This window comes from Gallaecimonas xiamenensis 3-C-1 (genome assembly GCF_000299915.1).
In the GTDB taxonomy this organism is placed as follows: Bacteria; Pseudomonadota; Gammaproteobacteria; order Enterobacterales; family Gallaecimonadaceae; genus Gallaecimonas; species Gallaecimonas xiamenensis.
In genome coordinates this window covers 50,409-76,301 of sequence record NZ_AMRI01000023.1, presented here as the reverse complement: position 1 = coordinate 76,301, position 25,893 = coordinate 50,409, and the positions used below count along the sequence as shown (strand labels likewise).

Below are 25,893 nucleotides of genomic sequence, written 5' to 3'. Positions count from 1 at the left end.
CCAGCAAGGTGCCGTCCAGATCGGTGCCCCCCAGCCAGTCAGTCATGGTGTTCCTCCACTATGCGGTGGTCTTCGTCCAGCACCAGGCGCAACTGGGTATTGCGGGGATGGCTGGCCAGTAGGTGGCGGGTCAGCCGTTCGTAATGCTGGATAAAGCGGGCGATGGTGGCGTCGCCCATGATGCCGGGGCCGTCGCCGGCCCGGGCTTTGAGCTGGTGTTCCTGCTGCTGGCGCCAGCGCAGCACCGCCTCCATGGACGGCGCCTGCATGAAAACCTGGTAGTGGATGCGGTCAAAAAAAGCCTGGTAGGGGCCCTTGAGCTGGTCGTTGACGTAACGGCGCCAGATGCCGGCGCTGTCCTCCTCTGCTTCCAGGGCATTGATGGGCAGGGTAAGGGCACCGTCTTCCTCGGGGGGAGCCCCCAGGCACCAGCCTTCCAGCAAGATGGCGTCGGGGCGGCCCAGCACTGTTGGCCAGTCGGCCGGCGGCGCCCTGTCATCCAGGGCTTTATTAAAACGGGGCAGGGCAGTGCGGCTGTGGTCGTCGGCCTGGTTCAGGGCGTCGAGGGTGGCCTGGCCCAGGGCCAAATCGTGGGTACCGGGTACGCCCCGGGTTTGCAGCAGGGGGTGGACGCTGGCGGCCAGCTGCTGGCGCTGGGCGCGGGTGAGGTAGAGGTCGTCAAGGGACAGCACCGCCACCTTGAAACCGGCCATTTCCTTGAGCAGCAGGGCCAGGAAATCGGCCAGGGTCGACTTGCCGGTGCCCTGGGCACCGGTGATACCCACCACCAGTGGCGGCGTGCGCCACTGGCTGCGGGCTACCAGCCTTTCTGCCAGGGGCAAATAGTATTGGATGACGGTTTCCTGAAACTGCTCCGGTAACCCATGTGCCCTGAGGGCGGCGCGTATGACCTGGTGCATAAAAGGTTCCCCTTCCTTGATTTCAGCATACGGGCTGAACCGGCAGGGGTAAACGATTTATGCAGAATAAATGCTTGTCTATGAAGGGTTATTGCAGCTGTTCCGGCAGGGCTTCGTAGTCCAGCATGTCCCTGTGGGTGCGTATTTGTTGGTTGCCGGTATCGACGTTCAGCTCGGTGATGCCCTTGACCACTATCCACACCGGCTGGGGACCCAGGCCGAACTGGGGGCCGGACACCAGGTAGTGGTATTCCCCAACCAGGATCACCCAGGAGCCGATCACCATGTGGTTGTTCTCCACAAAGCGGATCTGGCCGACCCCCCGCTGGGCTTTTTTCAGGAAACCGAGGATGGCCTGGCGCCCGGCCAGCTTTTGGCTGTTGCCCTGGACGGCGGCGCTGGGATCTTCGAAGACGGCGTCAAAATGATAGAGCTGTTCCAGTTCACCGTAATCCATGGCGGTGTAGGCCTGCATGTATTTGCGGGCCAGCAGCAGCGGGTCCTGGTTGGCCATGGCCGCAGTGCTTAGCAGCAGAAACAGCAGGTACAGCAATCTCATCTGGGGTCTCGTTATTCAGCAGTGGGCGAAGTGTGCCAGAGCCGGCGCCGTCCTGCCAAGGGTCAGCCCATCTCGTCCAGGTGGATGTCCAAGGCCTTGACGGAAATACGGATCTCCATCACCGACAGCCACAATGAGCCCCCCAGCAGCAGCAGGGATGCGCCGAACAGCCACCAGGCCAGGGCTGGCGACCCCAGGTACAGGGCCAGCATGGTCAGCACGCAGAACAAAAAGCTCAGTACCCCTGCTTCCTGCATGTAGCGGATCAACACCACCCGGCGACGCAGGTTGGCCAACTGGCGCTGGATGCGCGGCGTAATGTCCTGGCCGTGCATCTGGCGGATCAGGTTGGCCAGGTGCAAAAAGCGGTTGGAGTAGGCCAGCAGCAACAACGAGATGGCCGGGAACAACACCGCCGGGGTGGTGAGGGTCAATTCCATCAAGGCTGTTCCTCGCCGGTTTCCACCGGCAGCTTGGCTTCCTGCCAACCCAGCCAATCCCCTTGCAGGTGTTTGACCTGGTCAAAGCCGTCCGCTTCCAAGGCGGTGATGGCCAGTTGGGCGCGCCGGCCACTGCGGCAATAGACCACCAGCTCCTGGTGTCTGGCGGCGGCCAGGCTCTTAAGGTGCTTGGGGATGTCGGTATGGGGAATATTGATGGCGCCGGGTACATGCCCTGCCATGAACTCTTCGGGGCTGCGCACATCCAGCACCAAAGGCGGCTGGGCCTTGGCCAGCAGCGCCTCGGCACTGATGGGTTGGGCTGCCCAGGCCAGGGCCGGGAGCATCAACAAAGACAGCAACAGCTTACGCATAAGTCCTCCTAGGACAGGGCCAACCAAAGGCCGATAAGCAGCAGCGTACCCAACTCGGCGCTAAGGGCCAAGTGGCGAAACCGCCTTAGGCTGGCGCTGCTGGGGGCTGTGGCCGGGCCTACCCTAGGCCTTTGCAGGCGCCGCCCCTGTAGCCGGAGCGGGCCACCCAGCTGGCAGCCAAGGGCCCAGGCCAGCATCGCCAGTTGCCTGGGCTTTTCGCGGGTGAAAAGGGCGCTGGGCTTTAACGGCAGCACCAGCCAGAACAGGGCAGGGACCAGCCCCAGGGCGCGGCACAGGCGGGCCGGGCCAAGGGCGGCGCGGCCAAACTCCCAGAAGCCGGGGCGGGCCGGGTGCCAGCGTTCGGCCAATTGCCACCAGGCCCGCAGCAGCAGGGCTACCAGGCCGGCGCTGGGCAGCAGCAACAGCACCAGCAGCAGTCTTTCCTTGGTATAGCGCCAGCGCCCTTCCACGGCCGCCTTGGCCAGGCCCTCGGGGGTATAGGCGCTGCAATCGCGCTTAAGGAGGGTGCCCAGCAGCTGGCGCCCCTGGACCTTGCCCAGGCTTTCCATGGCCTTGAGCGTGGCCGGGCGGCCGTCGGACAGGGCCAGGTAGAAGGCCAGGCCCTCAATCACCAAGGGCAGGTCGGCGCTCAGGCTCAGCACCAGGGCCAGGGCCAGCAGGCTGCCCCACAGCAACAGCAGCGCCAGTGCCCCGGCCAGCCGTTGCTGGCGGGGGCCACCCTTGTTGACCTTGGCCGCCAGGCGGTCAGCCAGCAGCCGCCAGCTGTCCCAAAACGGCAAAGCCGGCAACCACAGGGCTGCCGGCCAGGCCAGGAGCAGGCTTAGTTCAGGCCAGTTCACTGTCTTTGAGCTGGGCGACCATGGCCATCACCAGCTCGGCGCTGTGGGTGGCGGCCTTTTCCAGGAAGCTCTCGAAGGAGCCGGGGGATTCCTTGCCGGCGATGTCGGACAGGGCGCGGGTGATGACAAAGGGCACGTCGAACTGGTGGCAGGTCTGGGCGATGGCTGCCGCTTCCATTTCCACGGCGATCATGGCCGGGAAGGCGTTGCGGGTGGCGTCGACCTTGGCCGGATCGGACATGAAGATGTCACCTGTGGTGATAAGGCCGGTCTTGGCCTTGTGGTGCTCCATGGCGCCAATCACGTCCTGGGCCACGGCCACCAGGGTGGGGTGGGGCAGGAAGGCGGCGGGCATGCGCGGCACCTGGCCCAGTTCGTAACCAAAGGCGGTCACGTCCACGTCGTGGTAGCGCACTTCGGAGCTGATCACCACGTCACCGACGTTGAGGCTGGGGTCGAAACCGCCGGCAGAGCCGGTGTTGATGATGGCATCGGGGGCGAAGCGCTCGATAAGGATGGTGGTGGCGATGGCCGCCGCCACCTTGCCGATACCGGAGCGCATCAGCACCACGTCACCGCCGTTGAGCTGGCCGCTGTATATCTCGCAGCCCGCTACCACTTCGGTCTTGAGGTTGCTGATCTGGCTTTGCAGAAGCGCCACTTCCTGTTCCATGGCGCCGATAATGCCGAGTTTCATTGGGGTTCATCCTAAAGGGGGAGAAAACCCCAATGATAGCCTGAGGCTCAGGCTGCGGTCATCCCGGCTGTTACCCCCAGTTTGTCGAGGATACCAGCCGCAGCCTTACGGCCGTTGGCGATGGCGGTCACCACCAGGTCGGCCCCCAACACCATGTCACCGCCGGCGAAGATCTTCGGGTGCAGGGTCTTGCCGTCCGGCGCCAGTACCCGGCCGCCTTCGTCGGCTACCACTCCCACTTCCGACAGCCAGGCCGGCAGCTGCGGCCTAAAGCCCAGGGCCAGCACCACGGTGTCGGCCTCCAGGTCCCGTTCCGAGCCCGGTACCGGTTCGGGGCGGCGGCGCCCGGAGGCGTCCGGGGCGCCCAGGCGGGTTTCCTGGACCCGGATACCGGTGACCTTGCCGTCTTCGGTGAGGATGGCCAGCGGCTGGTGACAGAAGGCGAAATGCAGGCCTTCTTCCTCGGCAAAGCGCACTTCCTTGGGGGAGCCGGGCATGTTTTCCCGGTCCCGCCGGTAGAGCAGGGTGACGCTGTCGGCGCCCTGGCGCAGGGCGGTGCGGGAGCAGTCCATGGCGGTGTCGCCACCGCCGATCACCACCACCTTCTTACCCTGCTGGTTAAAGTGCAGCTCGGTGCCCTGCATCAGGTGCAGGTTTTGGTCATAAAGGTAGTGGGCCGCTTCCAGGCTGCCCTGAGCGTCGCTGCCGGCAAGGCCGGAGTCGACGCTGCGCGGCGCCCCCAGCCCCAAAAAGACGGCGTCATGGTTGTCCAGCAGCTCCTTGAAGGCCAGGTCCTGGCCCACCTTGGTGCCCAGCACGAACTCCACGCCCATGTCCTTGAGCACCTCGAAGCGGCGCTGAACTATGTCCTTTTCCAGCTTGAAGCCGGGAATACCGGTGGTGAGCAGGCCGCCGATAACGCTTTCCGCCTCATAGACGGTGACGGCGACGCCGCTGCGCACCAGGTAGTCGGCGCAGCCGATACCGGCGGGGCCGGCCCCTATCACCGCCACCTTGTGGCCGGTCTTGGCTACATGGCTAAGGTCCGGGCGCCAGCCGGCGTCCAGGGCTAAATCGGTAATGTCCCTTTCCACCTGGCCTATGGTGACGGCGCCAAATTCGTCGTTGAGGGTGCAGACGCTCTCACAGAGCCGGTCCTGGGGGCAGACCCGGCCGCACACTTCCGGCAAGGGGTTGGTCTGGTGGGCCAGCTCGGCGGCGTCCATTACCCGGCCTTGGCTGGCTAAGTCCAGCCAGCGGGGAATGGCGTTATGGAGCGGGCACTTCCACTGGCAATAGGGGGTGCCGCAGTCCAGGCAGCGGTTGGATTGGTCCTGGCGCTGGCTCTCGCTCTGGGGTGCCTGAACTTCCTTGAACTGGGTGACCCGCTCGGCGGCGGGCACCACCTGGCCGGTCTGGCGAGGGTGACTCAAATAGTGCAGGGGATCTTTCATGATACGGCCTCCCTCAGTTGCGGCTGCCAGCCTTGTGGATGGATCAGGGTAAAGCGCTGGGCCCAGTTGGCGTCGCTCAGCAACTCGGCGGCGCGGGCAGAGCCGGTAAGGTTGTGGTGGCGTTTGATAAGGGCCCTGACCTGTTGCACCAGCTCGTTGTGGTTGGCCAGCGGGCACCAGTCCACCAGCTCGGCGTTGATGGCGCGGCTGTCCAGGTCCATCACCACCGCCAGGCCGCCGGTCATGCCGGCCGCGAAGTTACGGCCGGTGCGGCCCAGTACCACCACCATGCCGGCGGTCATGTATTCGCAGCCGTGGTCGCCCAGGCCCTCGATAACGGTGGTGGCGCCGGAGTTGCGCACCGCAAAGCGTTCACCGGCCTGGCCTTCGGCAAAGCATTCGCCGCCTGTGGCACCAAACAGGCAGGTATTGCCCATGATCAGGGTGTCGGCGGCGACAAAGTGGCTGCCGGGGGGCGGGCTCAGCACCAGGGTGCCGCCGCCAAGGCCCTTGCCCACGTAGTCGTTGGCGTCGCCCACCAGCCGCACTTCCATACCCGGCAGGGTAAAGGCGCCGAAGCTTTGGCCGGCGGTGCCCCTGAACTGCAGGCGGATGGGGTGGGGGCTGCCGTCGTCGCCATAGGACTTGGCGATGGCGCCGCTCAGCGCCGCCGGCACGGTGCGGTCGGTGTTGTTGATCGGGTAGTAAGCCAGCCAGGGGGTGTCCAGCTGGGCTTCCCTCAAGATCTTATCGTTCAGGCAGTGTTCCCGTTCCGGCAGCACTACCTCGTAGGCGGGCAGGGCCGGCAGGGCTTTTAGCAGCACCTTGCCTACGTCCGGGTCGCTGCATTGCAGCAGATCCAAACGGCCTTTGGCGGCATCCAGGCTAGGCAGGCCAAGGCTTGCCAGCAGCTCGCGTATTTCCCGGGCCATCAGGGTAAAGAAGGCTTCCACCTGCTCGGGCAGGCCGCGGAAATGCTTGTCGCGCAGCAACTGATGCTGGGTGGCGACGCCGGTGGCGCAGTTGTTGAGGTGGCAGATGCGCAGGTATTTACAGCCCAGGGCCACCATGGGCGCCGTGCCGAAACCGAAGCTGTCGGCGCCAAGGATGGCGGCCTTGACCACATCTATACCGGTTTTAAAGCCGCCGTCCACCTGCAGTATCACCTGGTCCCGCAGCCCTTCTTTGATCAAGGCGTGGTGGGCTTCAATGAGCCCCAGCTCCCAGGGGCCGCCAGCGTATTTCACCGAGGTCAGGGGGCTGGCACCGGTGCCGCCGTCGTAGCCGGACAGGGTGATAAGGTCGGCGCCGGCCTTGGCCACGCCGCAGGCGATGGTACCCACCCCTTGGCAGGCCACCAGTTTCACCGACACCAGGGCCTGGCTGTTGACCGTCTTAAGGTCATAGATCAGCTGGGCCAGATCCTCGATAGAGTAGATATCGTGGTGGGGCGGAGGCGAGATCAGGGTGGTGCCGGGGGTGGAATGGCGCAGCTTGGCGATTTCCACCGACACCTTGTCACCGGGCAGCTGGCCACCTTCGCCGGGCTTGGCGCCCTGGGCCATCTTGATCTGGATAACCTCGGCGGTGGCCAGGTATTCAGGGGTAACCCCGAAGCGGCCAGAGGCCACCTGGCGGATCTTCGAGCGGCCCTCGGAGCGGCGGCGCAGTGGATCTTCGCCGCCTTCACCGGAGTTGGAGCGGCCACCCAGGCGGTTCATGGCAATGGCCAGGGCCACGTGGGCCTCGGGGGACAGGGCGCCGATACTCATGGCGGCGGTGTCCATGCGTGGGAACAACTGGTCGGCGGCTTCCACCTGGTCCAGGTCGATGGGGCCGGCCCCGGGCTTAAAGCTCAGCTTGTCGCGCAAGAAGCCGTCACGGCCCTGGTGCACCGCCTGGGAATATTGCTGCCAGGCTTCCCAGGAGTCGCTGCGCACCGCCTGTTGCAGGGTGCGCACCACCTCTGGGTTCCAGGCGTGGTATTCGCCGTCCGGCTGGAATTTAAGCAGGCCACCCAGGGGCAGGGGCCCCGGCATCAGGGTTTGGTCATGGAGCTTGCGGCTCTGGGCATGGATGTCGGCAAAGCCTTTGCCACCTATGGGGCTTATCAGCTCCGGGAAGCACAGCTGGCTGACCTCGGCGTCCAGGCCGATGACATCAAAGAGGGCAGCGCCCCGGTAGGAGGCGATGGTGCTGATCCCCATCTTGGAGAGGATCTTTTTCAGGCCGGCGTTGATGCCATTGCGGTATTTGAGCAGCACCGATTTTAAGGAACCGTCCAAGAGCCCTGCATCATTGAGGGCTGCCAGGGACTCGAAGGCCAGGTAGGGATAGACGGCGGTGGCCCCCAGACCCAGCAGCACGGCGAAGTGGTGGGGGTCACGGACGGTGCCGGTTTCGATCATCAGGTTGGCGCTGGCCCGCAGGTGGCGGTCTACCAGCCGTTCCTGGACGGCGCCCACGGCCAAGGGCGCCGGGATCATCAGGTGCTCGCCGTGGATCTGGCGATCGGACAGCAGCACCAGGCCGGCCCCTTGCTTGACCGCCTTCTCGGCGGCGTCACACAGGGCCAAAATGGCTGCCTTGAGATCGCCGTCCTTGGGATAGGCCAGGCTCAGGGTTTGGTGGGGCTTTTTGTCCAGCAGCTGGCGCAGATCCGAATAGAGCAGCACCGGCGATTTGAACTGGACCCGTTCGGCATGGCCGGAGGTCTCGCAAAAGACGTTCTGTTCCGCCCCTATATAGGTGGTCAGGGACATCACGAAGGCTTCGCGCAGGGGATCTATGGGGGGGTTGGTCACCTGGGCAAAACGCTGGCGGAAGAAGTCGAACAGGCTGCGGGGCGCCTTGGACAGGTTGGCCAGGGGGGTGTCGTCCCCCATGGAGCCCACCGCTTCCTTGCCGTCGCGGCCCAGCACCGCCACCACTTCGAAGATCTCTTCGCGGGTCAGGCCGAAATACTTCTGCACCCTTTTGAGCTGATCGTCGGTGAGATCGCGGATACCGGCCTGGGCCGCCGACAGCTCTTCGAAGGGGGTCAGCTTGGTGTGGTTTTCGCTCAGCCATTCCCGGTAGGGGTGGCGGCCGGCCAGGTCCTGGTCAATGGCGTCACTGAACCAGACCTGGCCCTTGAAGGTGTCCACGGCCAGCAGCTGGCCCGGGCCAACCCGGCCCTTGGCGATGACCTCGTCCTCGGCGTAATCCCAGATACCCACTTCCGAGGCCAGGGTAATGAGGCCGTCGGAGGTTTCCACCCAGCGGGCCGGGCGCAGGCCGTTGCGGTCCAGCTGGCAGGCGGCGTAGCGGCCGTCGGCCATCACCACACCGGCCGGGCCGTCCCAGGGCTCCATATGCATGGAGTTGAATTCGAAGAAGGCTTTGACGTCGTCGGCCATCACCGGGTCCTGCTCCCAGGCCGGAGGCATGATAAGACGCATGGCGCGGAACAAGTCCATGCCACCGGACAGCAGCAGGTCCAGCATGTTGTCCATGGCCAGGGAGTCGGAGCCGGTGGCGCTGATAAAGGGCCTGGCGTCCTGCAGGTCCGGCAGCAGCGGCGAGGCGAACTTGTGGCTACGGGCCCTGGCCCAGTGGCGGTTGCCGGAAATGGTGTTGATCTCGCCGTTGTGGGCCAGGTAGCGGAACGGCTGGGCCAGCTCCCAACGGGGCAGGGTGTTGGTGGAAAAGCGCTGGTGGAACAGGCACATGGTGCTTTCCATGCGCAGATCGGTGAGGTCGGTATAAAAACGGGGCAGATCGGCGGCCAGGGTCAGGCCCTTGTAGACCACCACCACGCAGGACAGGGAGGCGATATAGGCCTGCTGCTCTTCGGCCTCCAGGCGCTTTTCGGCGCGGCGGCGGGCCATGTACAGGCGACGCTCCAACTCGCGCTTGCGCCAGCCCGGAGGGGCGTTGACGAACAGCTGCTCGATAACGGGTTTGCTTTCAAGGGCGATATGGCCCAGCACCGACGGGTCCACCGGCACCGGGCGCCAGCCGGCGACGGTCAGGGTTTCCTTGGCCAGTTCTTCGGCGATGATCGCCTTAGTGCGGGCGGCGTCCTCGGGCAGGAATACCATGCCGATGGCAAAGCGCTTGGCCAGGCGGAAAGCGTTTTCCTCGGCCACAGCGCGAAAGAATTTGGTTGGCAGGGCCAGCAGTATGCCGCAGCCGTCACCGGTACGGCCGTCGGCGGCCACACCGCCACGGTGCTGCATGCGGGAAAGGCCCTGCAAGGCGAGGCGAAGCAGCCTGTGGCTTGCCTGGCCCTCTTTGTGGGCGATCAAGCCAAAACCACAGTTGTCGTGGGCTTCAACCATATTGTCCACCTCCATAATTTTTATGCATTAATGTGGCATAAAAATTGTTAATGCTCAGTTGCGGACTGTTCACCCTATAGCCGGAATGGGGGGCTGGTCAATGGGAATTTGAGAGCTTGCTCCAATATTCATGCAACAAAGGCGGAAGAAAACTTCCGCCTTTTTCAGTTTTTTCAGAGGGTTATTTAGAGCTTTAGCCGTCCGGAAGGCCCTGTGAAATTTCTGCAACGGCGTCGTGGGCGTGCAGGGACTCCTTATGCACCACCCGCACCCGAAAATCCCCGCCAAAGGGGCTCTGCTCCAGGGTTTGTGCCAGGGTGCGGGCGGCGTCTTCCACGAACAGGGGATGGCGGCCGTTGAGGCGGGCAAAGGCCTGTTCGTCCTCCCGTTTGACCAGGGTCTGGACCGGGGTCTTGAGGGCCGACTCCAGCAGGTCGATAAGGGGCGCTATGGGCAGGTTGTCCCCCAGGCTAACCGTTATCTGGGCCTCGGAGCGCTGGCTGTGGGGCGTGGCGGCCACCCCCTCCGGGCTTTGCAACCAGGCCAGCACCGCTTCTTTGTCCAGGGAGCCGGGAAACTGCTGGGCAAAGTCCGCCGCCACCAGTTGCCGGGCCAGGGCCGCCGAGCAGGGGCAGGTGGAGGAATAGGGCAGGGTGAGTTGCAGCCAGGCCCGGAAACGGCCCTTGGCCAGCTCTGCCTCCAGTGCGATCGGGTAGGCCTTCCAGCCCCGGTGGCCGCTGACCAGGGAAGGGCGGCGCAAGGGGTAGTCAAAGGCCAGGCGCAGCCGGGCGCTGTCGGCGCTGCCCTGCTGGGAGTTGACGCATTGGTCAAGGCAGTGGTGCAGGGGCTTTACCCCGTATAAGAGCTGCTCCGACAAGGCCTCCAGCGCCAGGTGCAACCTGGACATGTGAATGCCCTTGGTACCGGCCTGGCCGAGGTTGACGCTGACGTCAGCCTTGGCCAATACCAGGGCGCCGTCCAGGTGCAGGGGTAGAGCCAGGCCACTCATGCCCACCTGGTCCAGGGGGCGGTAGCAAGGGTCTTGTTGGCGGGCCACGTCGGGAAGAGAACTGGGCATGGGGTACTCCGTAGGGGAAATTGCAATTGTTATAACATAACAATTGCGAGAGGTGCCATGCGCAAACAGTCTGGTGCGGCCAAGCGCATTGCCCCCCGGCCTTGAGTAACGGACAATAACCCCAGCAAAAGAGGATCGATGCTTATGATGACAGCCTGGGCGCAGAAGTTTGTGGAACTGCTGACCCGTTTGGGGACGGCCCGCTTCAGTATTGCCCTGTTCAGCCTGATCATGCTGATCTCGTTGGTGGGCACCAGTACCACAGACATACTGTTGCATGGCAATGTCACCGTTTATGACCTGCTGACGCCCTTGCTGCAGACCCTGCTGACGGCTCCTTGGATCCTCTACTTCTTTCTGGAAATGATCTCCCAGCTCGACGCCTCCCGCCGTCACCTCTTTCAACTGGTGGAACAGCTGGAAAAGCTGCGCGAGCAGGACCGTATCCTCAACGAGAGCCTGCGGGACAAGGTAGAACAGCTCAACTTCGAGATAGACGAGCGTAAAAAGGCCGAGTTCGCCCGTCAAGACGCCATCGACCGTTTGAGCCTGGAAGTGGTGGAGCGCAAGAAGACCCAGGAATCTCTGGGGGAACAGACCGCGTTGCTGCGCTCCTTTATCAACTCCTCCCCGGACATGATTTATTTTCGCAACGAGAAGGGCATCTTCTACGGTTGCAATAAGGCGGTGGAGCAGGTGACCGGCAAGAAGGAACAGGAGCTGATTGGCCTGTCCCCCTTTGAGGTCTACCCCAATGACGTGGCCATGCGCGCCATCGAAACCGACAAGGTGGTGTTCGAGAACAACCAGCCGGTGACCTACGAGCAGTGGCTGCAATACCCGGACGGCCACAAGGCGCTGTTCGAGATGCGCAAGGTGCCCTTCTTTTCCGCTTCGGGGCGGCGCCTTGGCCTGCTGGGCTTTGGCCGCGACATCACCGAGCGTAAGAAGGCGGCGGACGCCCTGGAAAAGGCCGCCCGGGAAAAAACCCAGTTTATCGCCACCCTCAGCCACGAGCTGCGCACCCCCCTTAACGGCATAGTGGGGCTGGCGCGGATGCTAAGGGACAGCAGCCTCACCGAGCAGCAGCGCTCCTACATCAACACTATCTATGTGTCCGCCGAGACCCTGGGTAACCTCTTTAACGACATTATCGACCTGGACAAGGCCGATAGGCGCCGCCTGACCATAGTGCCGGACTCCCAGGATCTGGGGGCTTTTATCAAGGACGTTGGCACCCTGGCCCAGCTGATGGCCGAGCAAAAGGGCCTGGACTGGCAGTTCGATTGCCCGGCCCAGTTGCCTGCCCACGTGATGATGGACGCCACCCGTACCCGCCAGATCCTCTGGAACCTGCTGGGCAACGCCGTCAAGTTCACCGACCAGGGCCAGGTGGGCCTGAAGGTCAGCATCGAAGAGGCTCAGCCCAAGCAGGTGACCCTGCGCTTCGAAGTCACCGACACCGGTATCGGCATTCCCAAGGCGGAGCTGGATAAGATTTTTGCCATGTATTACCAGGTGGAGTCCGGCGGCAAGAAGCACGCCACCGGCACCGGTATCGGCCTGGCGGTCAGCCGCAACCTGGCCGAAACCATGGGTGGCAAGCTGGAAGTGAGTTCAAGGGAAGGCAAGGGCTCGGTTTTCGCCCTGGTGCTGCCGTTGCCCCTTTGCGAGCAGCAGCAAGCCGCAGCGGAGCCGGGCAGCGCCAAGCGCAGCCTGGATATCCTGCTGGTGGAAGACATCGAGCTGAATGTCACCGTGGCCAGGGCCCTGCTGGAAAAGCTGGGCCACAAGGTGACGGTGGCCATGTATGGGCAGGCAGCCCTCACCGCCTGCCAGGGGCACCTTTTCGACCTGGTGCTGCTGGATATCCAGCTGCCGGACATGACCGGCTTCGAGGTGGCCTGCGCCCTGCGTGAGCAGCCCCAGTTTGCCGAGCTGCCCATAGTGGCCCTGACCGCCAACGTCATCAAAGACAAGGACCAGTACCTGGAAAACGGCATGGACGACGCCATCTCCAAGCCATTGTCGGTGGCCTCGGTCACCGCCATCATCGAGGAATTCTACGGCGAGCCGGGGGCGCTGCTGGCCAGCAGGGTTGCCGAGGAAGACGAGGACAAACTTCTGGACACCGACATCCTCGGCCAGTTCGTGGAGGCGGTGGGGGCCAAGATCATGCTCCAGTCCGCCGACCTTTTTGCTCAGCAGATGCCGGACTACCTCAAGGTGCTGGAGTCCAACCTGATGGCCGGCGACAAGCAGGAAGCCTGCGAGATGGCCCACAAGATCAAGGGGGCCGCCGCCGCCATTGGCCTTAAGCGTATCCAGCAGCTGGCCAACCACGCCCAGCACGGGGACGCCCCGGCCTGGGACGAGAACATCCAGGACTGGCTGGACGAGATCCTCGACAACTGGCAGTCGGACCTGGCTCTGCTCTGCGACTGGCTGCAAAGCCGCAGCTAGAGACAAAAACACCGGCCAAAAGGCCGGTGCGCAGACACAAAAAAGCCGGCGGATGCCGGCTTTTTTATCAGGCGGTTTCGGTGGCTTCGATGTCGCCACAGAAACGGTAGCCTTCGCCGTGGATGGTGGCGATGATCTCCGGTGTCTCCGGCACGGACTCGAAGTGCTTGCGGATACGGCGGATGGTCACGTCCACGGTACGGTCGTGGGGCTTGAGCTCGCGGCCGGTCATCTGCTTGAGCAGCTCGGCACGGGTCAGGATCTTACCGGGGTTTTCAATAAAGAACTGCAGGGCGCGGAATTCGCTGCGCGGCAGTTTGAAGCTTTCCCCTTTGGGGCTCACCAGGGAACGGCTGTTCACTTCCAGCACCCAGTGGTTGAACTTGTAGCGTTCAACTTCGGACTGCTCTTCGGGTTTGGTGGAAGAGAGGGTACGGCCCAGCAAGTTGCGGGCGCGGATGGTGAGTTCGCGGGGGTTGAATGGCTTGGTGATGTAGTCGTCGGCACCAATTTCCAGGCCGAGGATCTTGTCTACTTCATTGTCGCGGCCGGTCAGGAAGATCAGACCCATATCCTTTTTTTCGCGGATCTCGCGGGCCAGCAACAGGCCGTTCTTACCTGGCAGGTTGATGTCCATGATCACCAGATCGATAGGGTGGTTGGCCAATACATCATGCATCTCGGCGCCGTCACTGGCTTCCACTACCGCGTAGCCTTCGGCTTCGAACAGGCTTTTAAGGGTAGTGCGAGTTACCGTTTCGTCTTCAACAATGAGGATATGAGGGGTTTGCATGGGCTTACCTAATTTCAGGGCTTTAAAATTCGCATCAACGATATTGGCAAGGACTATCGTGCATACAGAGATTCTAGCAACGAAGGACTGACAATCCCTTAAATCGGCACTGACAACCGATAACTTGGGCTCTACCTAGAGAAGAAAGTTCAGCCGGCACTGCCGAACGCCCTAACGCCCAAAGACTGTTCAGTTTTTATCCTTGCTGTGGGGCGGTGAAGTATACGTCATGTAACAGCAACCTAACAAGCTGACCCCTAAGCGTAAAAAACGTTTGCGCGCCTAAAATAAATGGAGAGCCCAGGCGGAGGTACCCATGGAGCTGTGGCAGTTATATCAAAACACAGTGTTTCTGATGCCTAAAACCCCGTCCAGGCGCTTGGCCTTCGCCATAGTGACCGCCCACAACCCCAGGGGAAAAGCCCTGGGGGAAGAGGCCAATCACTACCGGGACCAGCGCCTGGAGGCGGAACTGCTGGGGGCCGGCTTCCACCCCTTGCCCCTGTGGGGCTGTTCCCCTGACCTAAAGCACAGGGAAAAGTCCTGGGCCGTGGTGATGGCCAAGACCAGGGCGGTGGAACTGGGGTTACGCTTGGAGCAAAACGCCATCTACTGGGTCGAACAAGACAGGCTGTATCTGGTGCCCTGCCTGCTGACCGAGGATGAGTGCTGCCTTGGTCGCTTCTCCGAGCGGCTGTTCGATGCAGAGCTAGGAGGTCCGGGAGGCTTTTAAAGGGGCTTTCGTTTAGGGCGCCTTTGGATTATTTTCAAGCTAGTGACTGTTGGTCAGTTAACGAGGTGATGATGTCCGGCAAAGTAGCAGCCTTTCCCAAGGCACAGGAAGACTCCCAGGCGCTGCAGGCCATGTTGGCACAGGCCCGAAGCGGCTTCGACGCCGATCCCCTGCCGTCCTTTAAAACAAGGCGCCAGTGGCTGGGTACCCTAAAGGCCATGCTGCTGGACAACCAGGACGCCCTGGCCAACGCCATTGACCAGGATTTTGGCGGCCGGGCCCGCCAGGAAAGCTACCTGGGGGAGCTGATGCCGGCGGTGGAGGGCATCAATCACCACCTCAAGCAGATGCGGCTCTGGCTGCAGAGTGAAAGGCGCCAGGTGGGTTTGTCCTTGTGGCCGGCCAAGGCCTGGGTCGATTACCACCCCCTGGGTGTCGTGGGCATCATGGTGCCCTGGAACTACCCCTTGTTCCTGGCCATAGGGCCTGTCACCGCTGCCCTGGCTGCCGGCAACAGGGCCCTTATCAAGGCGTCGGAGCACACCCCCAGGACATCGGCGCTGTTGGCAAAGCTGGTGGGACAGTACTTTTCACCCAAGGTGCTGCAGGTGGTGGAAGGGGACGCCAAGGTGGCGGCCGCCTTCTCGCGCCTGCCCTTTGACCACCTGCTCTTTACCGGTTCTACCGCCGTTGGCCACCTGGTGATGCGGGCCGCCGCCGAAAACCTGACGCCGGTGACCCTGGAGCTGGGGGGTAAGTCCCCGGCCCTTATTGCCCCGGACATGCCTTTGGACCTGGCGGTGGAACGCATCCTGTTCGGCAAATGCTTCAACGCCGGCCAAACCTGCGTGGCCCCGGACTATGTGCTGGTGCCCAAGGGCCAGGGGCAGGCCTTTATCGACAAGATGCAGGCCGGCTTTGCCAAGCGTTACCCCAACTGGCAAGACAGTCCGGATTATTCGTCCATCATCAACAGCGGCCAGTACAGCCGACTGTGTGGTTACCTGGACGAGGTGGCCCAGCGCGGCCTTGCTGTCAGCCAGAGTACCCCTGGGCGCCAGGATGGCAGGCGCCGCCTCGGCCTGCATCTGGTGCTGGACCCGCCCCAGGACCTGGCCCTGATGCGCGATGAGATCTTTGGGCCGCTGCTGCCGGTTATCCAGTACGACAACCTGGACCAGGCGGTGGAGTTCATCAAAAGCCGGCCCAAGCCCTTGGCCTTCTACCCCTTCAGCTTTCACCGCAAGACCCAGGAGCGGTTGTTGCAGCAGGTCCACGCCGGTGGGGTCTGCATCAACGACACCCTGCTGCATGTGGCGGCCGGTGATCTGCCCTTTGGCGGCATAGGCCCCTCCGGCATGGGCCATTACCATGGCCGCGAAGGGGTACTGACCTTTTCCAAGACAAGGCCGGTGCTGCAAAAGGGGCGACTGTCCAGCAGCAGCCTTATCTACCCGCCTTACCGGCTGGGTTTGCTGCGCTGGCTTTACCGGTTGTTGCTGCGCTGATGCAGCGGCGTACCTTTTTAAAGCTGGGCCTTGGCAGCAGCCTGATGCTGAGCGCCTGCACGCCCCGAAGCCCGGCGCCAAGCCCCCTGTGGCCGGCCCTTATCAAGGTGGTGCTGGCCGGCTTTGAGGCTGACCATGGCGCCGTTGAAGCCAGGGTACAGGCCTTGCTGGCGGCGCTGCCGGCCAGGGACAGGCGCCAGCTCGACCAGCTTTTGTGGCTGCTGGACAGCCCCCTGGCCGGGCCTTTGCTGGGGCTTTGGGGCGGGGCGGCCAAGACCCCCGAGCAGGCCCTTAGCCGCCTCAAGAGCCATTGGCTGGGGCTCTTGGTCAGGGGCCATAACGGCCTGGTACAACTCATTGCCCTGGCCGCCTTTGCCGACCCGGCGCTGCAAAAGCAAACCGGCTATCCAGGCCCGCCTTTTCCCCAACTGTTGATCACCACCCCCAATGATTACTGACCCCATAGCCCAAGGTATCCAGGGCGGCTGGCAGGTGCACGGCGGCCAGGCCCTGCAAGAACAGACCCTGTCTTTTGACGTCATCATAGTGGGCTCGGGGGCCGGCGGCGGTGTCAGTGCCGAGGCCCTGGTAAAGGCCGGGCGCAAGGTGGCACTGGTGGAAATGGGGCCCTTGAAGTCCTCCAACGATTTCAACATGGACGAGGCCCAGGCCTATGGCGACCTTTACCAGGACAATGCCCTGCGCCAGAGCAGTGACGGCGCCATCAGCATATTGCAGGGCAGGGCGGTGGGCGGCTCTACCCTGGTCAACTGGACCTCGAGCTTTCGCACCCCGCCCCAAACCCTGGCCCATTGGCAACGCCTGGGGGTGGACCTTGGGGACATGGCCCCCTGGTTTGCCAAGATGGAGGCCAGACTCAATATCCAACCCTGGACAGTGCCCCCCAACGCCAACAACGCCGCCCTGGCCAGGGGCTGCCAGGCCCTTGGCCTGCACCATGGCACCATAGCCCGCAATGTATTCGGCTGCTGGAACCTGGGCTATTGCGGTATGGGCTGTCCCACCAATGCCAAGCAGTCGATGCTGGTCACCACCATCAAAGAGGCCCTGGCCGGGGGCCTGACCCTTTTCCACAGTTGCCCGGTGGAGCAACTGCTGGTGGAAAAGGGCCAGGTGCGTGGCCTGAAGGCCGGCAGGCTGACCCTGCTGGCGGACAAGGTGGTGCTTTGCGCCGGGGCCATAGGTACACCGGCATTGTTGCTGCGCTCTGGCCTGGAAGATGACGCCGGGCGCACCGGTGCCGGCACCTGCCTGCACCCTGTGGTAATGAGCTTTGCCCAGTTCGACGACAAGGTGGAGCCCTACCTCGGCGCCCCCCAGTCGGTGTACAGCGACCACTTCCAATGGTTGGAACCGGAGCAGGGTTTCAAGATGGAAGCCCTGCCCCTGCATCCGATGATCACCAGCGCCCTGTTGCGCCGACGTGGCCCCGACCTTAAGGCACTGCTAAGCCAGCTGCCTTATACCAACGGCCTTATCGCCCTGGTCAGGGACGGCTTTTCGGCGGCACTGCCGGGAGGCCGGGTCAGCCTGGACGCCGACGGCCAGCCACAACTTGACTATCCTCTCAATGACGCACTTTTTGACTTGTTTGCGACAGCTCTCAAGACCATGATGCGCGTACAAATTGCAGCCGGTGCCCGGCGCCTGATGCCCCTGCATCTGGACGCCGAACCCTGGACGGCCGACGAGGCCCTGGCCAAGCTGGATAACTTGCCCATGGTGGCCCAGCGCCTGGCCATTTCCAGCGCCCATGTGATGGGCGGCTGTGCCATGGGAACCAGCCCCGAGAGCGGGGTCTGCGATACCCAAGGAAGGCATTACGGGGTCAAGGGCTTGCTGGTTAATGACGGCAGCCTTTTCCCCACCAGTATCGGTGCCAACCCCCAGCTGAGCATCTATGCCCTGGCGGCCCGTAATCTCAATCTCTGGCTAGAGAAGGGGTATGTCTGATAAGGCAGTTTGTATCGACATCAGCGCATTGCAGATCGGTGATTTTGTGGTGCGTATCGAAGAAAGCAGCGGTTTTCGCCTCAAGCAACCCGGCCATATCCACAGTGCCCAGTCCCTGGCTGCCTTGAAGCAGGCCGGGGTCAAGAGCCTTTGGATCGACCCGGACCGGCGACTGGTACCCAAGGACGAAGCCCCACAGGAGGCCTCCCAGAAAGACGGCATTGACCAGTCTGTGGCCCGCTCGCGCCATCTTTATCTCAAAGCCCGGGATCTGATGGCCGACTTTTACCAGTTGGTGGCCGATGGGGGTCTGCCGGATGTGGCACAGGCCCAACACTATGCATCCAGCTTTGTGGACGGCGCCTTAAAGCACCCCACCACCATGTCCTGCCTGACCCGCATTCGCGAGAAAGACGCCTACCTGATGGAGCATTCCCTCAACGTCTGCATCCTGATGTCGCTGTTTGCCAACCACCTTGGGGTGGAGCGGGAGCTGATCGACAAGCTGGCCCTGGGGGCGCTGCTGCACGACCTGGGCAAGGTCAAGGTGCCCGAACAGATCCTGATGAAGCCGGGTAAGCTCACCGAAGAGGAATTCGAGGTGATGAAGACCCACGTGGTGCATTCGGCCGCCATCCTGGCCGAAGAACCCGACCTGCCCCCGGAAGTGATGGACGTGGTGGCCAACCACCATGAACGTATGGACGGCAACGGCTATCCGGCCGGTAAGGACGGCAGCCAGCTGTCCCAGTGGGCGCGGATGATCACCATAGTGGATGTGTATGACGCCCTGACTGCCGAGCGTTGCTACAAGGCCGCCATGGCTCCCACCAAGGCCTTGAAATTGATGATGGACTTGGCCGGCAGCCACTTCGATCGGGCCCTGGTGCAGCAGTTTATCCGCTGCATGGGGGTTTATCCGGTGGGCAGCCTGGTGCGCCTCAAGTCCAACCGGCTGGCGGTGGTGGTGGCCCTCAATCCCAAGCAGCCCCTCAGGCCCAGGGTCAAGGTGGTGTTCAGTGCCGAGAGCCAGCGCCACCTGCCGGTGGTAGAACTGGATCTGGCCCGCAGCAACGACAGCGTCGAGGCGGTGGAAGATCCAGAAAACTGGGGCCTGGACCCTGGTCGCTATCTGGACAGCTGAACCAAAAACTTGATCCAGCTTAAGGTTGGGAGCGGGGGCAGGCCCTAGGGTTAGCATGCCCTACCTGCCTTTTGGATAAGCCATGTCCAGCCTCCATAACAGCTTGCGATTTGACACCGAACCCCATGTGGGGGCCGTGATCAGCGGCGGCCTACTGAGCTGTAGCCCCCAAACCTCCCTGCGCCAGGCCTGCCTGCTGATGCATCAGGCCAGGGTCAGCTGCATCCTGGTGATGGAAGCCGACCAGGTACTGGGGATCTGGACCGAAGGGGATCTGCACCGCCTTGAGCTACCCGGCGATCTGCAAAGGCCCATAGGGCAGCTGATGCAAAGCCCGGTGCATTGCATCGGCAACGACCAGCCCCTGGGCCAGGCGGCACTGCTGATGAAAAGACACAAGGTGCGCCGGCTGCTGGTGGTCAACAGCCTGGGCCAGGCCAGGGGGGTGTTGACCCAGACCGATCTGATTCGCTTCCAAGGGGTGGAACACTACCTGTTGATGCGGGATTTGGCCGGTAGCGTGCGCCGTGAGCCGGTCATAGTGGCCCCTGTGCTGCCCCTGGGGGAGGCCCTGGCCATGATGGGCCGTGAAGGGGTGGACGCCCTGGTGGTGAAAGGGCCGGAAGCGGGGATCCTCACCGAGCGGGATCTGGTGGCCTGGTTGGCCCACGGCAAGGGCCAGGTGGCAGCCGATCTGGCTCGTTTCCCCCTTTACGCCTTGCACCAGGCCACCAGCCTGATGACCGCCGTCCAGCAGATCCAGACCCAAGGCTACCGGCACCTGGGGGTGCTGGACGACGACGGCCAACTCAAAGGGCTGCTGTCCTACAGCGACATCCTGGCCAACATCGAGTACGAATACGTCAGCCAATTGCGGGATCTGCTGGACGAGCGCGACCAGGCCCTGCGCAGTTCGGTGGAACACCTGCGCCTGGCCAGGCAGGTGATCAACGCCTCCTTGGACGGCATCATGATCACCGACGCCGGCGGCCATATCGAGTCGGTCAATCCCAGCTTTTCCCAAATGACCGGCTACCGGGCCGAAGAAGTGGTGGGCAAGAGCCCGGGCTTGCTCAGCTCGGGCCGCCACAGCCCGGATTTCTACCAGGCCATGTGGGCGCAGCTGGCGGAGCAGGGCTTTTGGCAGGGAGAGATCTGGAACAGGCGCAAGAACGGCGAGGTCTACCCGGAGTGGCTGACCATCACCGCCATCCGCGACGACGAAGGGCAGATCCGCAAATACGCCGGCATCTTCACCGACATCAGCGATCGCAAGCAAAAGGAAGCGCGGATCCAATCCCTGGCCTACTACGACGAACTGACCGGCCTGCCCAATCGCCGCCTCTTTATGGACAGGCTGCAACTGGCCATTGCCAATGCCCGCCGCCACCACCACCAGGTAGCCCTGCTGTTTGTGGACCTGGATCTCTTTAAACGGATCAACGACTCCCTGGGCCACCTGGCCGGGGATCTGGTGCTCAAGGAAGTGGCCCGGCGCCTGCAGCAAACGGTGCGCGAAGGGGATTCGGTGGCCCGCCTTGGCGGCGACGAATTCACGGTATTGGTTTCGGAGATAGACGACGCCCAGGGCCTGGAACGGCTGGCCCAGCGGCTTATCAACGCCCTCTACGCCCCCATGGAAGTGGCCGGGCGGGTACTGTTCGTGTCCGCCAGTATCGGCATCAGCCTCTTCCCCGGCGACGGCCGCGACGAAGAGCAGCTGCTGCGCTTCGCCGACACCGCCATGTACCGCTCCAAGGAGCTGGGGCGTAATAAATTCCGCTTCTATAACAGCCAGATGAGCGAACAGAACCGCCAGGAGATGTTGCTGGAGGAAAGGCTGCACCATGCCCTGACCAACCGCACCCTGGAGGTCTATTACCAACCCAAGGTGGACCTGGCCAGCGGTACCCTGACCGGCCTGGAAGCCTTGCTGCGCTGGCACGACGAAGTGCTGGGTACGGTCTCGCCGGCCCGGGTTATTCCCCTGGCGGAACGGTTAGGGCTTATCGAGGCGGTGGGGGCCCAGGTGCTGGACAAGGTCTGTGCCCAGTTGGCGGCCTGGTCCCACCTGGACCGGGTGCCGGTGGCGGTGAACCTGTCGGTGCTGCAGCTTCATTCCGACCGCTTCCTGGCCGAGCTGGACCGCTGCCTGGCTCAGCATGGCATACCGCCTCAGCTGATCGAGCTGGAGATCACCGAAAGCTGCCTGATGCCGGAGCGGGCTGACGCCATGCTGGCCCTGCTAGAAGCGATCCGGGCCAGGGGCATACAGCTGTCTATCGACGACTTTGGCACCGGCTATTCGTCTCTGGCCTACCTGCGCAAGCTGCCCCTCAATACCCTTAAGCTGGATCGCAGCTTCGTCCAGCACCTGCCCCACAGCGCCGAGGACGTTGAGATCAGTCTGGCGGTGCTGGGGCTGGCTCGGGGCCTTGGCCTGCAGGTGATAGCCGAAGGGGTGGAAACCCCGGAACAGGCCAACTTCTTGGCCCAGCACCAATGTGGCCAGGGTCAGGGTTACCTGTATTCGCCAGCCCTGCCGGCCCATAAAGCCGCCGAGTGGCTGACCGGCCAAGCCTGGCTGGGCGGGCAATAAAAAAGGGGGCCAGCTGGCCCCCTTAAGATCCCGATTATCTGTTAGCGCTCCACCGCCAGGGCTACCCCTTGGCCGCCGCCGATGCAGAGGGTAGCCAGACCCTTCTTGGCGTCGCGGCGGATCATCTCGTGTACCAGGGTCACCAGCACCCGGCAGCCGGAGGCGCCGATGGGGTGGCCTATGGCAATGGCGCCACCGTTGACGTTGACCTTGTCGGCATCCCAGCCCAGTTCCTTACCCACCGCCAAGGATTGGGCGGCAAAGGCTTCGTTGGCCTCGATAAGATCCAGGTCGGCGATGGACCAGCCGGCTTTGTCCAGGCAGCGCTGGGTGGCGGACACCGGGCCTATGCCCATGATCGCCGGGTCGACGCCGGCATTGGCGTAGGCCTTGATGCGGGCCAGCACCGGCAGTCCCAGTTCCTTGGCCTTGTCGGCGCTCATCAGCACCACTATGGCGGCGCCGTCGTTGATGCTGGAGGCGTTACCGGCGGTGACAGAGCCGTCCTTTTTAAAGGCCGGGCGCAGCTTGGCCAGGGCCTCGGCCGTGGTGCCGGCGCGGGGCTGCTCGTCGGTGTCGAACAGCACAGGGTCGCCCTTGCGCTGGGGAATGCTGATGGGGGTGATCTGGCTCTTGAAGAAGCCTGCTTCGATGGCGGCCACCGCCTTTTGCTGGGACGCGGCGGCGAAGGCGTCTTGCTCTTCGCGGCTCAGGCCGTATTTTTCCACCAGGTTCTCGGCGGTAATGCCCATGTGGTAGTCGTTAAAGGCGTCCCACAGGCCGTCCTGGATCATGGTGTCCACCATCTGGGCATGGCCCATGCGCAGGCCGGTACGGGCGCCGGGCAGCACATAGGGGGACAGGCTCATGTTTTCCATGCCGCCGGCGATCACCACCTGGGCATCACCACAGCGAATGGCCTGGGTGGCCAGGTGCAGTGTTTTCAGGCCGCTGCCGCAGACCTTGTTGATGGTCATGGCCGGCACCTGGTGGGGCAGGCCGGCTTTGATCACCGCCTGGCGCGCCGGGTTTTGCCCGGAGCCTGCGGTCAGCACCTGGCCCAGCAGCACTTCGTCTACCTGGGCGCCGTCCAGTTCCAGCTTGGCCAGGGTGTCCTTGATCAGGGTGGCGGCCAATTCGGGGGCCGGGATCTGGCTGAGGCTTCCTTGGAAGCTGCCGACGGCGGTGCGTGTTGCGGCAACGATCACTACATCCTGCATGGTCTTCTCCTATCAAAGGCGCGGTGCGCCCACTCGGTTGGGGGTTTGGTTCATCATGCCTGGGAATTATGTCAATTGGGTATAGGTCATTAGTTGCAGGGGCCAAGCGTGCTAGAATGCGCGCCCAGCTTTCAGGGGCAACAGATGAGCGATTTCGACACCCGCTTTGGTGGCATTATCCGTTTGTACGGGGTATCAGGCGCCACCATATTGAAAAATAGCCACATTTTCGTGGCAGGTATAGGTGGCGTTGGCACCTGGGTGGCCGAGGCCCTGGCCCGCTCCGGGGTGGGCGCCATTACTCTGGTGGATATGGACGATGTCTGCACCACCAACACCAACCGCCAGATCCACGCCCTGACCAGCACCATAGGCCGCCCCAAGACCGAGGTGATGGCCGAACGCATCCGCCTTATCAACCCCGAATGCCAGGTGACGGCGGTGGACGATTTCGTCACCCCCGACAACGTGGCCGAGCTGCTGGCACCGGGCTTTGACTATGTCATCGACGCCACCGACTCCTTGGGGGCCAAGGCCGCCATGATCGCCTACTGCAAGCGCAACAAGCTGCGCATCATCACCATAGGGGGCGCCGGCGGCCAAGTGGACCCTACCCAGGTGCAGGTGGCGGACCTGACCAAGACCATTCAGGACCCCTTGGCCCGCAAGCTCAAGGAGCGGCTGCGCCGCAACTACCACTTCTCCAAGACCCGCAAGTTCGGGGTGGACTGCGTGTTCTCCTCGGAAGCCCTCAAATACCCCAAGCCCGACGGCAGCGTCTGCGCCGCCAAGCAAACCGAGGGCTCCATGCGCATGGACTGCACCTCTGGCTTTGGCGCCTCCATGGCGGTGACCGCCACCTTCGGGCTGGTGGCGGTGGCCCGGGTTATCGAAAAGCTGACCGGCGTCAAGGCCTGAGCCCTAGCGCCGGCCCTTGGCCAGCACCGTCAGGGTGACCGCCAGCAGCATGCACAGCACCCCGGCCAGGGTCGGCCAGTCCGGCCAGCTTTGGCGCAGGCCATAGCTGTAGGCCAGGCCGGTCAGGATCTCGAAGGCGGCCATGGGCCCCATCAGCACCGTCGGTAGCCGCTGGCTGGCGGCGTTCCAGCACAGGGTTCCCAGCCAGGAACAGAGCAGGGCTATGGCCAGCATCAGGGCCACAAAGGTGCCGGGCTCGGGGCCAAGGGGCAGGGGAAAGCCGGGTTGGCTCTGGCCCAGGTAAAGGCAAGCCAGGGCAAAACCCAGCAAGGATAGGGGCAGGGTCGCCAAACCCTGGGCCGTGGCCCAGGCGGCCGGTGAGCGCCTGGGATTATCCTTGAGCCAGCGGGCGTTTTTCAGGGCGTACCAGGCCCAGCAGGCCACGGCGCCACAGGCCATCAGCAATCCCAGCAGGTAGGCCGAGTCGGTCAGGGCCAGGCCTTCCCTTGCCAGCTCACTGATATTGACCAGCACCAGCCCCACCAGCATCAGGGCCATGGCTAGGGCCAGGCTGCCCCAGCCCAGCTGCCCTTCCTTGTCTCGGTACAATAGATTGGCGGCCACCGCTATCACCACCGGCAAGGTGCCCACCACCATGGTGGCGATGGGGGCCCCCACTCGCAGCACGGCCCCGGCCACACCGCAGTAGTAAAAGAGGTTGCCGAACAGGGCCAGCAGCAGCGCCAGCTGCCAGTCGCGCCGGCTCAGCTGCCCAAGGGCCCGGCGCTGCTGCCAGGCCAGGGGCAGGGCGATAAGGCCAAGGGCCAGGTAGCGGCCGGTGGATTGCAGGGCAGCAGGGTAGTCCGGCACCAGCAGGGGGCCGACGAAGACCAGGCCCCACAACAGGCCGGCGGCAAGGGCGAACAGTATCCCGACCAACATGGGCCACTCCTACGACAACAGGGGCTTGCAGACTAGCAGGGCGCCGGTGGCGCCGTATTGTCGCAAATTGCTAGGGACGGTAGCACTGCTGCTGGTAGCGCCCCGGGGTGGTGCCGTAACGGCTGGCAAAGGCGCGGGTCAGGTGGGCCTGGTCGGTCAATCCCACCTGGGGAGCCACCTGGGCCAGGGGCACCCCTTTGGCCAGCAGGCACTTGGCCTCATAAAGGCGTATGGCCATCAGCATCTGCTGGGGAGTGACATGGAACTGGGCCTTGAACTGGCGCAGAAAATGGTAGGGGCTGAGGCCGGCTTCCCTGGCTAGCTCTTCCAGGCGCAGCGGCCTGTGGTATTGGCTGTGCAGCAGATCCCGCACCGCATCGAAGCGGTGCCGGGGGGAGGGGGCCCTTGGCCGCTGCTGGGCAAAGGGGCGCAAGGTGTCCACCAGGGTCAGCAGCAGGCTGTCCACCGCCAGGGGCTGCTGGGGCTGCCACAGGGCGCCCAGCAGTGCCGACAACTGCTGGCAGCGCTGGGGATGGGCTTGCAGCACCTCTTTGAAATGCCAATCCGGGGTACCGGTCAGGTCGGCCAGCAGGGCCGGTTCCAGGTAGATCATCCGGTAATGCCAGCCCTGGTCGCTGGCGGCATGGCCGGTATGGAGTTCGTCAGGGTTCATCAGCACCAGGGCGCCGGTGCCGGCCAGGTGATTGGCCCCCCGGTAGCGAAAATGCTGGGCGCCCCTGTCAATCAGGCCGATGCCGAAGGCCTGATGGGTATGGGGGTCGAAGCTGTGGCGGCTGATATGGGCCCGGTACAGCTCCACCTGGGGATAGCCGGCCAGGGGCTGAAAGTCGGCCCTGTCGGTCTGGCTGGTGAACTGGGCCGGTACCCCTTGCAT

The 25,893-nt window shown here is 63.5% G+C and carries 21 protein-coding genes; 8 read left to right on the top strand and 13 right to left on the bottom strand.

Annotation, left to right across the window (positions count from 1 at the left end):
- Positions 1-38 precede the first annotated feature (38 nt).
- The 9 genes from B3C1_RS15045 to folE2 all read right to left on the bottom strand — a co-directional run bounded on the left by B3C1_RS15045 (position 39) and on the right by folE2 (position 10,704).
- Positions 39-920 (bottom strand): hypothetical protein, encoded by an 882-nt coding sequence (locus B3C1_RS15045; RefSeq protein ID WP_008485867.1) that lies wholly within the window; start codon positions 918-920, stop codon positions 39-41.
- 88 nt (positions 921-1,008) lie between these two features.
- Positions 1,009-1,479 carry a nuclear transport factor 2 family protein gene (locus tag B3C1_RS15040; protein ID WP_008485865.1) on the bottom strand — a complete coding sequence of 157 codons (471 nt, stop codon included), beginning with the start codon at positions 1,477-1,479 and terminating at the stop codon, positions 1,009-1,011.
- A 62-nt stretch (positions 1,480-1,541) separates the two neighbouring features.
- Entirely contained in the window at positions 1,542-1,919 is a 378-nt protein-coding gene (locus B3C1_RS15030) for a DUF2721 domain-containing protein (RefSeq protein ID WP_008485863.1), read from the bottom strand.
- On the bottom strand, positions 1,919-2,293 hold the full coding sequence (locus B3C1_RS15025) for a rhodanese-like domain-containing protein (protein WP_008485862.1): 375 nt from the start codon (positions 2,291-2,293) through the stop codon (positions 1,919-1,921). The genes B3C1_RS15030 and B3C1_RS15025 overlap by 1 nt, the downstream gene beginning before the upstream one ends.
- Positions 2,294-2,301: 8 nt before the next feature.
- Positions 2,302-3,153, bottom strand: a complete 852-nt coding sequence (locus B3C1_RS15020; RefSeq protein WP_008485861.1) for a CobD/CbiB family protein — start codon at positions 3,151-3,153, stop codon at positions 2,302-2,304.
- Complete coding sequence (mtnN, locus tag B3C1_RS15015; RefSeq protein WP_008485860.1) at positions 3,140-3,850, bottom strand: 5'-methylthioadenosine/S-adenosylhomocysteine nucleosidase; 711 nt, start codon at positions 3,848-3,850, stop codon at positions 3,140-3,142. The genes B3C1_RS15020 and mtnN overlap by 14 nt, the downstream gene beginning before the upstream one ends.
- Positions 3,851-3,897: 47 nt before the next feature.
- Complete coding sequence (locus tag B3C1_RS15010; RefSeq protein WP_008485859.1) at positions 3,898-5,304, bottom strand: glutamate synthase subunit beta; 1,407 nt, start codon at positions 5,302-5,304, stop codon at positions 3,898-3,900.
- On the bottom strand, positions 5,301-9,641 hold the full coding sequence (gene gltB, locus B3C1_RS15005; RefSeq protein WP_008485858.1) for a glutamate synthase large subunit: 4,341 nt from the start codon (positions 9,639-9,641) through the stop codon (positions 5,301-5,303). The genes B3C1_RS15010 and gltB overlap by 4 nt, the downstream gene beginning before the upstream one ends.
- Before the next feature lie 178 nt (positions 9,642-9,819).
- Positions 9,820-10,704 carry a GTP cyclohydrolase FolE2 gene (gene folE2, locus B3C1_RS15000; RefSeq protein WP_008485856.1) on the bottom strand — a complete coding sequence of 295 codons (885 nt, stop codon included), beginning with the start codon at positions 10,702-10,704 and terminating at the stop codon, positions 9,820-9,822.
- A 138-nt stretch (positions 10,705-10,842) separates the two neighbouring features.
- Here folE2 and arcB point away from each other — a divergent pair, with 138 nt between their 5' ends.
- A complete protein-coding gene (gene arcB, locus B3C1_RS14995) occupies positions 10,843-13,167 on the top strand; it encodes an aerobic respiration two-component sensor histidine kinase ArcB (protein WP_008485854.1) in 2,325 nt (774 codons plus the stop codon).
- Positions 13,168-13,234: 67 nt separating this feature from the next.
- Here arcB and arcA read toward each other — a convergent pair whose 3' ends face one another.
- Positions 13,235-13,960, bottom strand: coding sequence for a two-component system response regulator ArcA (gene arcA, locus B3C1_RS14990; RefSeq protein ID WP_008485853.1), 726 nt, complete (start codon positions 13,958-13,960; stop codon positions 13,235-13,237).
- A gap of 355 nt (positions 13,961-14,315) precedes the next feature.
- Between arcA and B3C1_RS14985 the strand changes: the two genes are divergently transcribed.
- The 6 genes from B3C1_RS14985 to B3C1_RS14960 all read left to right on the top strand — a co-directional run bounded on the left by B3C1_RS14985 (position 14,316) and on the right by B3C1_RS14960 (position 21,918).
- A complete protein-coding gene (locus tag B3C1_RS14985; RefSeq protein ID WP_192813390.1) occupies positions 14,316-14,693 on the top strand; it encodes a DUF3293 domain-containing protein in 378 nt (125 codons plus the stop codon).
- Positions 14,694-14,764: 71 nt separating this feature from the next.
- A complete protein-coding gene (locus B3C1_RS14980; protein ID WP_008485851.1) occupies positions 14,765-16,201 on the top strand; it encodes a coniferyl aldehyde dehydrogenase in 1,437 nt (478 codons plus the stop codon).
- Positions 16,201-16,659: a hypothetical protein gene (locus B3C1_RS14975; RefSeq protein ID WP_008485850.1), complete on the top strand. Its 459-nt coding sequence runs from the start codon at positions 16,201-16,203 to the stop codon at positions 16,657-16,659. Before B3C1_RS14980 ends, B3C1_RS14975 begins: the two co-directional genes overlap by 1 nt.
- A complete protein-coding gene (locus B3C1_RS14970; protein WP_008485849.1) occupies positions 16,649-18,175 on the top strand; it encodes a GMC family oxidoreductase in 1,527 nt (508 codons plus the stop codon). Before B3C1_RS14975 ends, B3C1_RS14970 begins: the two co-directional genes overlap by 11 nt.
- Positions 18,168-19,319: an HD-GYP domain-containing protein gene (locus B3C1_RS14965; protein WP_008485848.1), complete on the top strand. Its 1,152-nt coding sequence runs from the start codon at positions 18,168-18,170 to the stop codon at positions 19,317-19,319. The genes B3C1_RS14970 and B3C1_RS14965 overlap by 8 nt, the downstream gene beginning before the upstream one ends.
- An 82-nt stretch (positions 19,320-19,401) precedes the next feature.
- On the top strand, positions 19,402-21,918 hold the full coding sequence (locus B3C1_RS14960; protein WP_008485846.1) for an EAL domain-containing protein: 2,517 nt from the start codon (positions 19,402-19,404) through the stop codon (positions 21,916-21,918).
- A 41-nt stretch (positions 21,919-21,959) separates the two neighbouring features.
- Here the strand turns inward: B3C1_RS14960 and B3C1_RS14955 are convergent, their stop codons facing one another.
- On the bottom strand, positions 21,960-23,138 hold the full coding sequence (locus tag B3C1_RS14955; RefSeq protein WP_008485845.1) for an acetyl-CoA C-acetyltransferase: 1,179 nt from the start codon (positions 23,136-23,138) through the stop codon (positions 21,960-21,962).
- A gap of 144 nt (positions 23,139-23,282) precedes the next feature.
- On the opposite strand from B3C1_RS14955, the gene tcdA reads away from it, so the two are divergent.
- On the top strand, positions 23,283-24,056 hold the full coding sequence (gene tcdA, locus B3C1_RS14950) for a tRNA cyclic N6-threonylcarbamoyladenosine(37) synthase TcdA (protein ID WP_008485844.1): 774 nt from the start codon (positions 23,283-23,285) through the stop codon (positions 24,054-24,056).
- A gap of 3 nt (positions 24,057-24,059) precedes the next feature.
- On the opposite strand, the gene B3C1_RS14945 is transcribed toward tcdA, so the two are convergent.
- Together B3C1_RS14945 and B3C1_RS14940 are read right to left on the bottom strand one after the other, a co-directional pair.
- Positions 24,060-24,998 carry a DMT family transporter gene (locus B3C1_RS14945; RefSeq protein WP_008485843.1) on the bottom strand — a complete coding sequence of 313 codons (939 nt, stop codon included), beginning with the start codon at positions 24,996-24,998 and terminating at the stop codon, positions 24,060-24,062.
- Positions 24,999-25,068: 70 nt separating this feature from the next.
- Entirely contained in the window at positions 25,069-25,893 is an 825-nt protein-coding gene (locus B3C1_RS14940; protein ID WP_008485842.1) for an AraC family transcriptional regulator, read from the bottom strand.

What these genes read in the sequence shown, in the direction of transcription:
- B3C1_RS15045 (WP_008485867.1), bottom strand. Translation starts at nt 920, where the DNA reads ATGCACCAGGTCATACGCGCCGCCCTCAGGGCACATGGGTTACCGGAG.
- B3C1_RS15040 (WP_008485865.1), bottom strand. Translation starts at nt 1,479, where the DNA reads ATGAGATTGCTGTACCTGCTGTTTCTGCTGCTAAGCACTGCGGCCATG.
- B3C1_RS15030 (WP_008485863.1), bottom strand. Translation starts at nt 1,919, where the DNA reads ATGGAATTGACCCTCACCACCCCGGCGGTGTTGTTCCCGGCCATCTCG.
- B3C1_RS15025 (WP_008485862.1), bottom strand. Translation starts at nt 2,293, where the DNA reads ATGCGTAAGCTGTTGCTGTCTTTGTTGATGCTCCCGGCCCTGGCCTGG.
- mtnN (WP_008485860.1), bottom strand. Translation starts at nt 3,850, where the DNA reads ATGAAACTCGGCATTATCGGCGCCATGGAACAGGAAGTGGCGCTTCTG.
- B3C1_RS15010 (WP_008485859.1), bottom strand. Translation starts at nt 5,304, where the DNA reads ATGAAAGATCCCCTGCACTATTTGAGTCACCCTCGCCAGACCGGCCAG.
- gltB (WP_008485858.1), bottom strand. Translation starts at nt 9,641, where the DNA reads ATGGAGGTGGACAATATGGTTGAAGCCCACGACAACTGTGGTTTTGGC.
- folE2 (WP_008485856.1), bottom strand. Translation starts at nt 10,704, where the DNA reads ATGCCCAGTTCTCTTCCCGACGTGGCCCGCCAACAAGACCCTTGCTAC.
- arcB (WP_008485854.1), top strand. Translation starts at nt 10,843, where the DNA reads ATGCTTATGATGACAGCCTGGGCGCAGAAGTTTGTGGAACTGCTGACC.
- arcA (WP_008485853.1), bottom strand. Translation starts at nt 13,960, where the DNA reads ATGCAAACCCCTCATATCCTCATTGTTGAAGACGAAACGGTAACTCGC.
- B3C1_RS14985 (WP_192813390.1), top strand. Translation starts at nt 14,316, where the DNA reads ATGCCTAAAACCCCGTCCAGGCGCTTGGCCTTCGCCATAGTGACCGCC.
- B3C1_RS14980 (WP_008485851.1), top strand. Translation starts at nt 14,765, where the DNA reads ATGTCCGGCAAAGTAGCAGCCTTTCCCAAGGCACAGGAAGACTCCCAG.
- B3C1_RS14975 (WP_008485850.1), top strand. Translation starts at nt 16,201, where the DNA reads ATGCAGCGGCGTACCTTTTTAAAGCTGGGCCTTGGCAGCAGCCTGATG.
- B3C1_RS14970 (WP_008485849.1), top strand. Translation starts at nt 16,649, where the DNA reads ATGATTACTGACCCCATAGCCCAAGGTATCCAGGGCGGCTGGCAGGTG.
- B3C1_RS14965 (WP_008485848.1), top strand. Translation starts at nt 18,168, where the DNA reads ATGTCTGATAAGGCAGTTTGTATCGACATCAGCGCATTGCAGATCGGT.
- B3C1_RS14960 (WP_008485846.1), top strand. Translation starts at nt 19,402, where the DNA reads ATGTCCAGCCTCCATAACAGCTTGCGATTTGACACCGAACCCCATGTG.
- B3C1_RS14955 (WP_008485845.1), bottom strand. Translation starts at nt 23,138, where the DNA reads ATGCAGGATGTAGTGATCGTTGCCGCAACACGCACCGCCGTCGGCAGC.
- tcdA (WP_008485844.1), top strand. Translation starts at nt 23,283, where the DNA reads ATGAGCGATTTCGACACCCGCTTTGGTGGCATTATCCGTTTGTACGGG.
- B3C1_RS14945 (WP_008485843.1), bottom strand. Translation starts at nt 24,998, where the DNA reads ATGTTGGTCGGGATACTGTTCGCCCTTGCCGCCGGCCTGTTGTGGGGC.
- B3C1_RS14940 (WP_008485842.1), bottom strand. Translation starts at nt 25,893, where the DNA reads ATGCAAGGGGTACCGGCCCAGTTCACCAGCCAGACCGACAGGGCCGAC.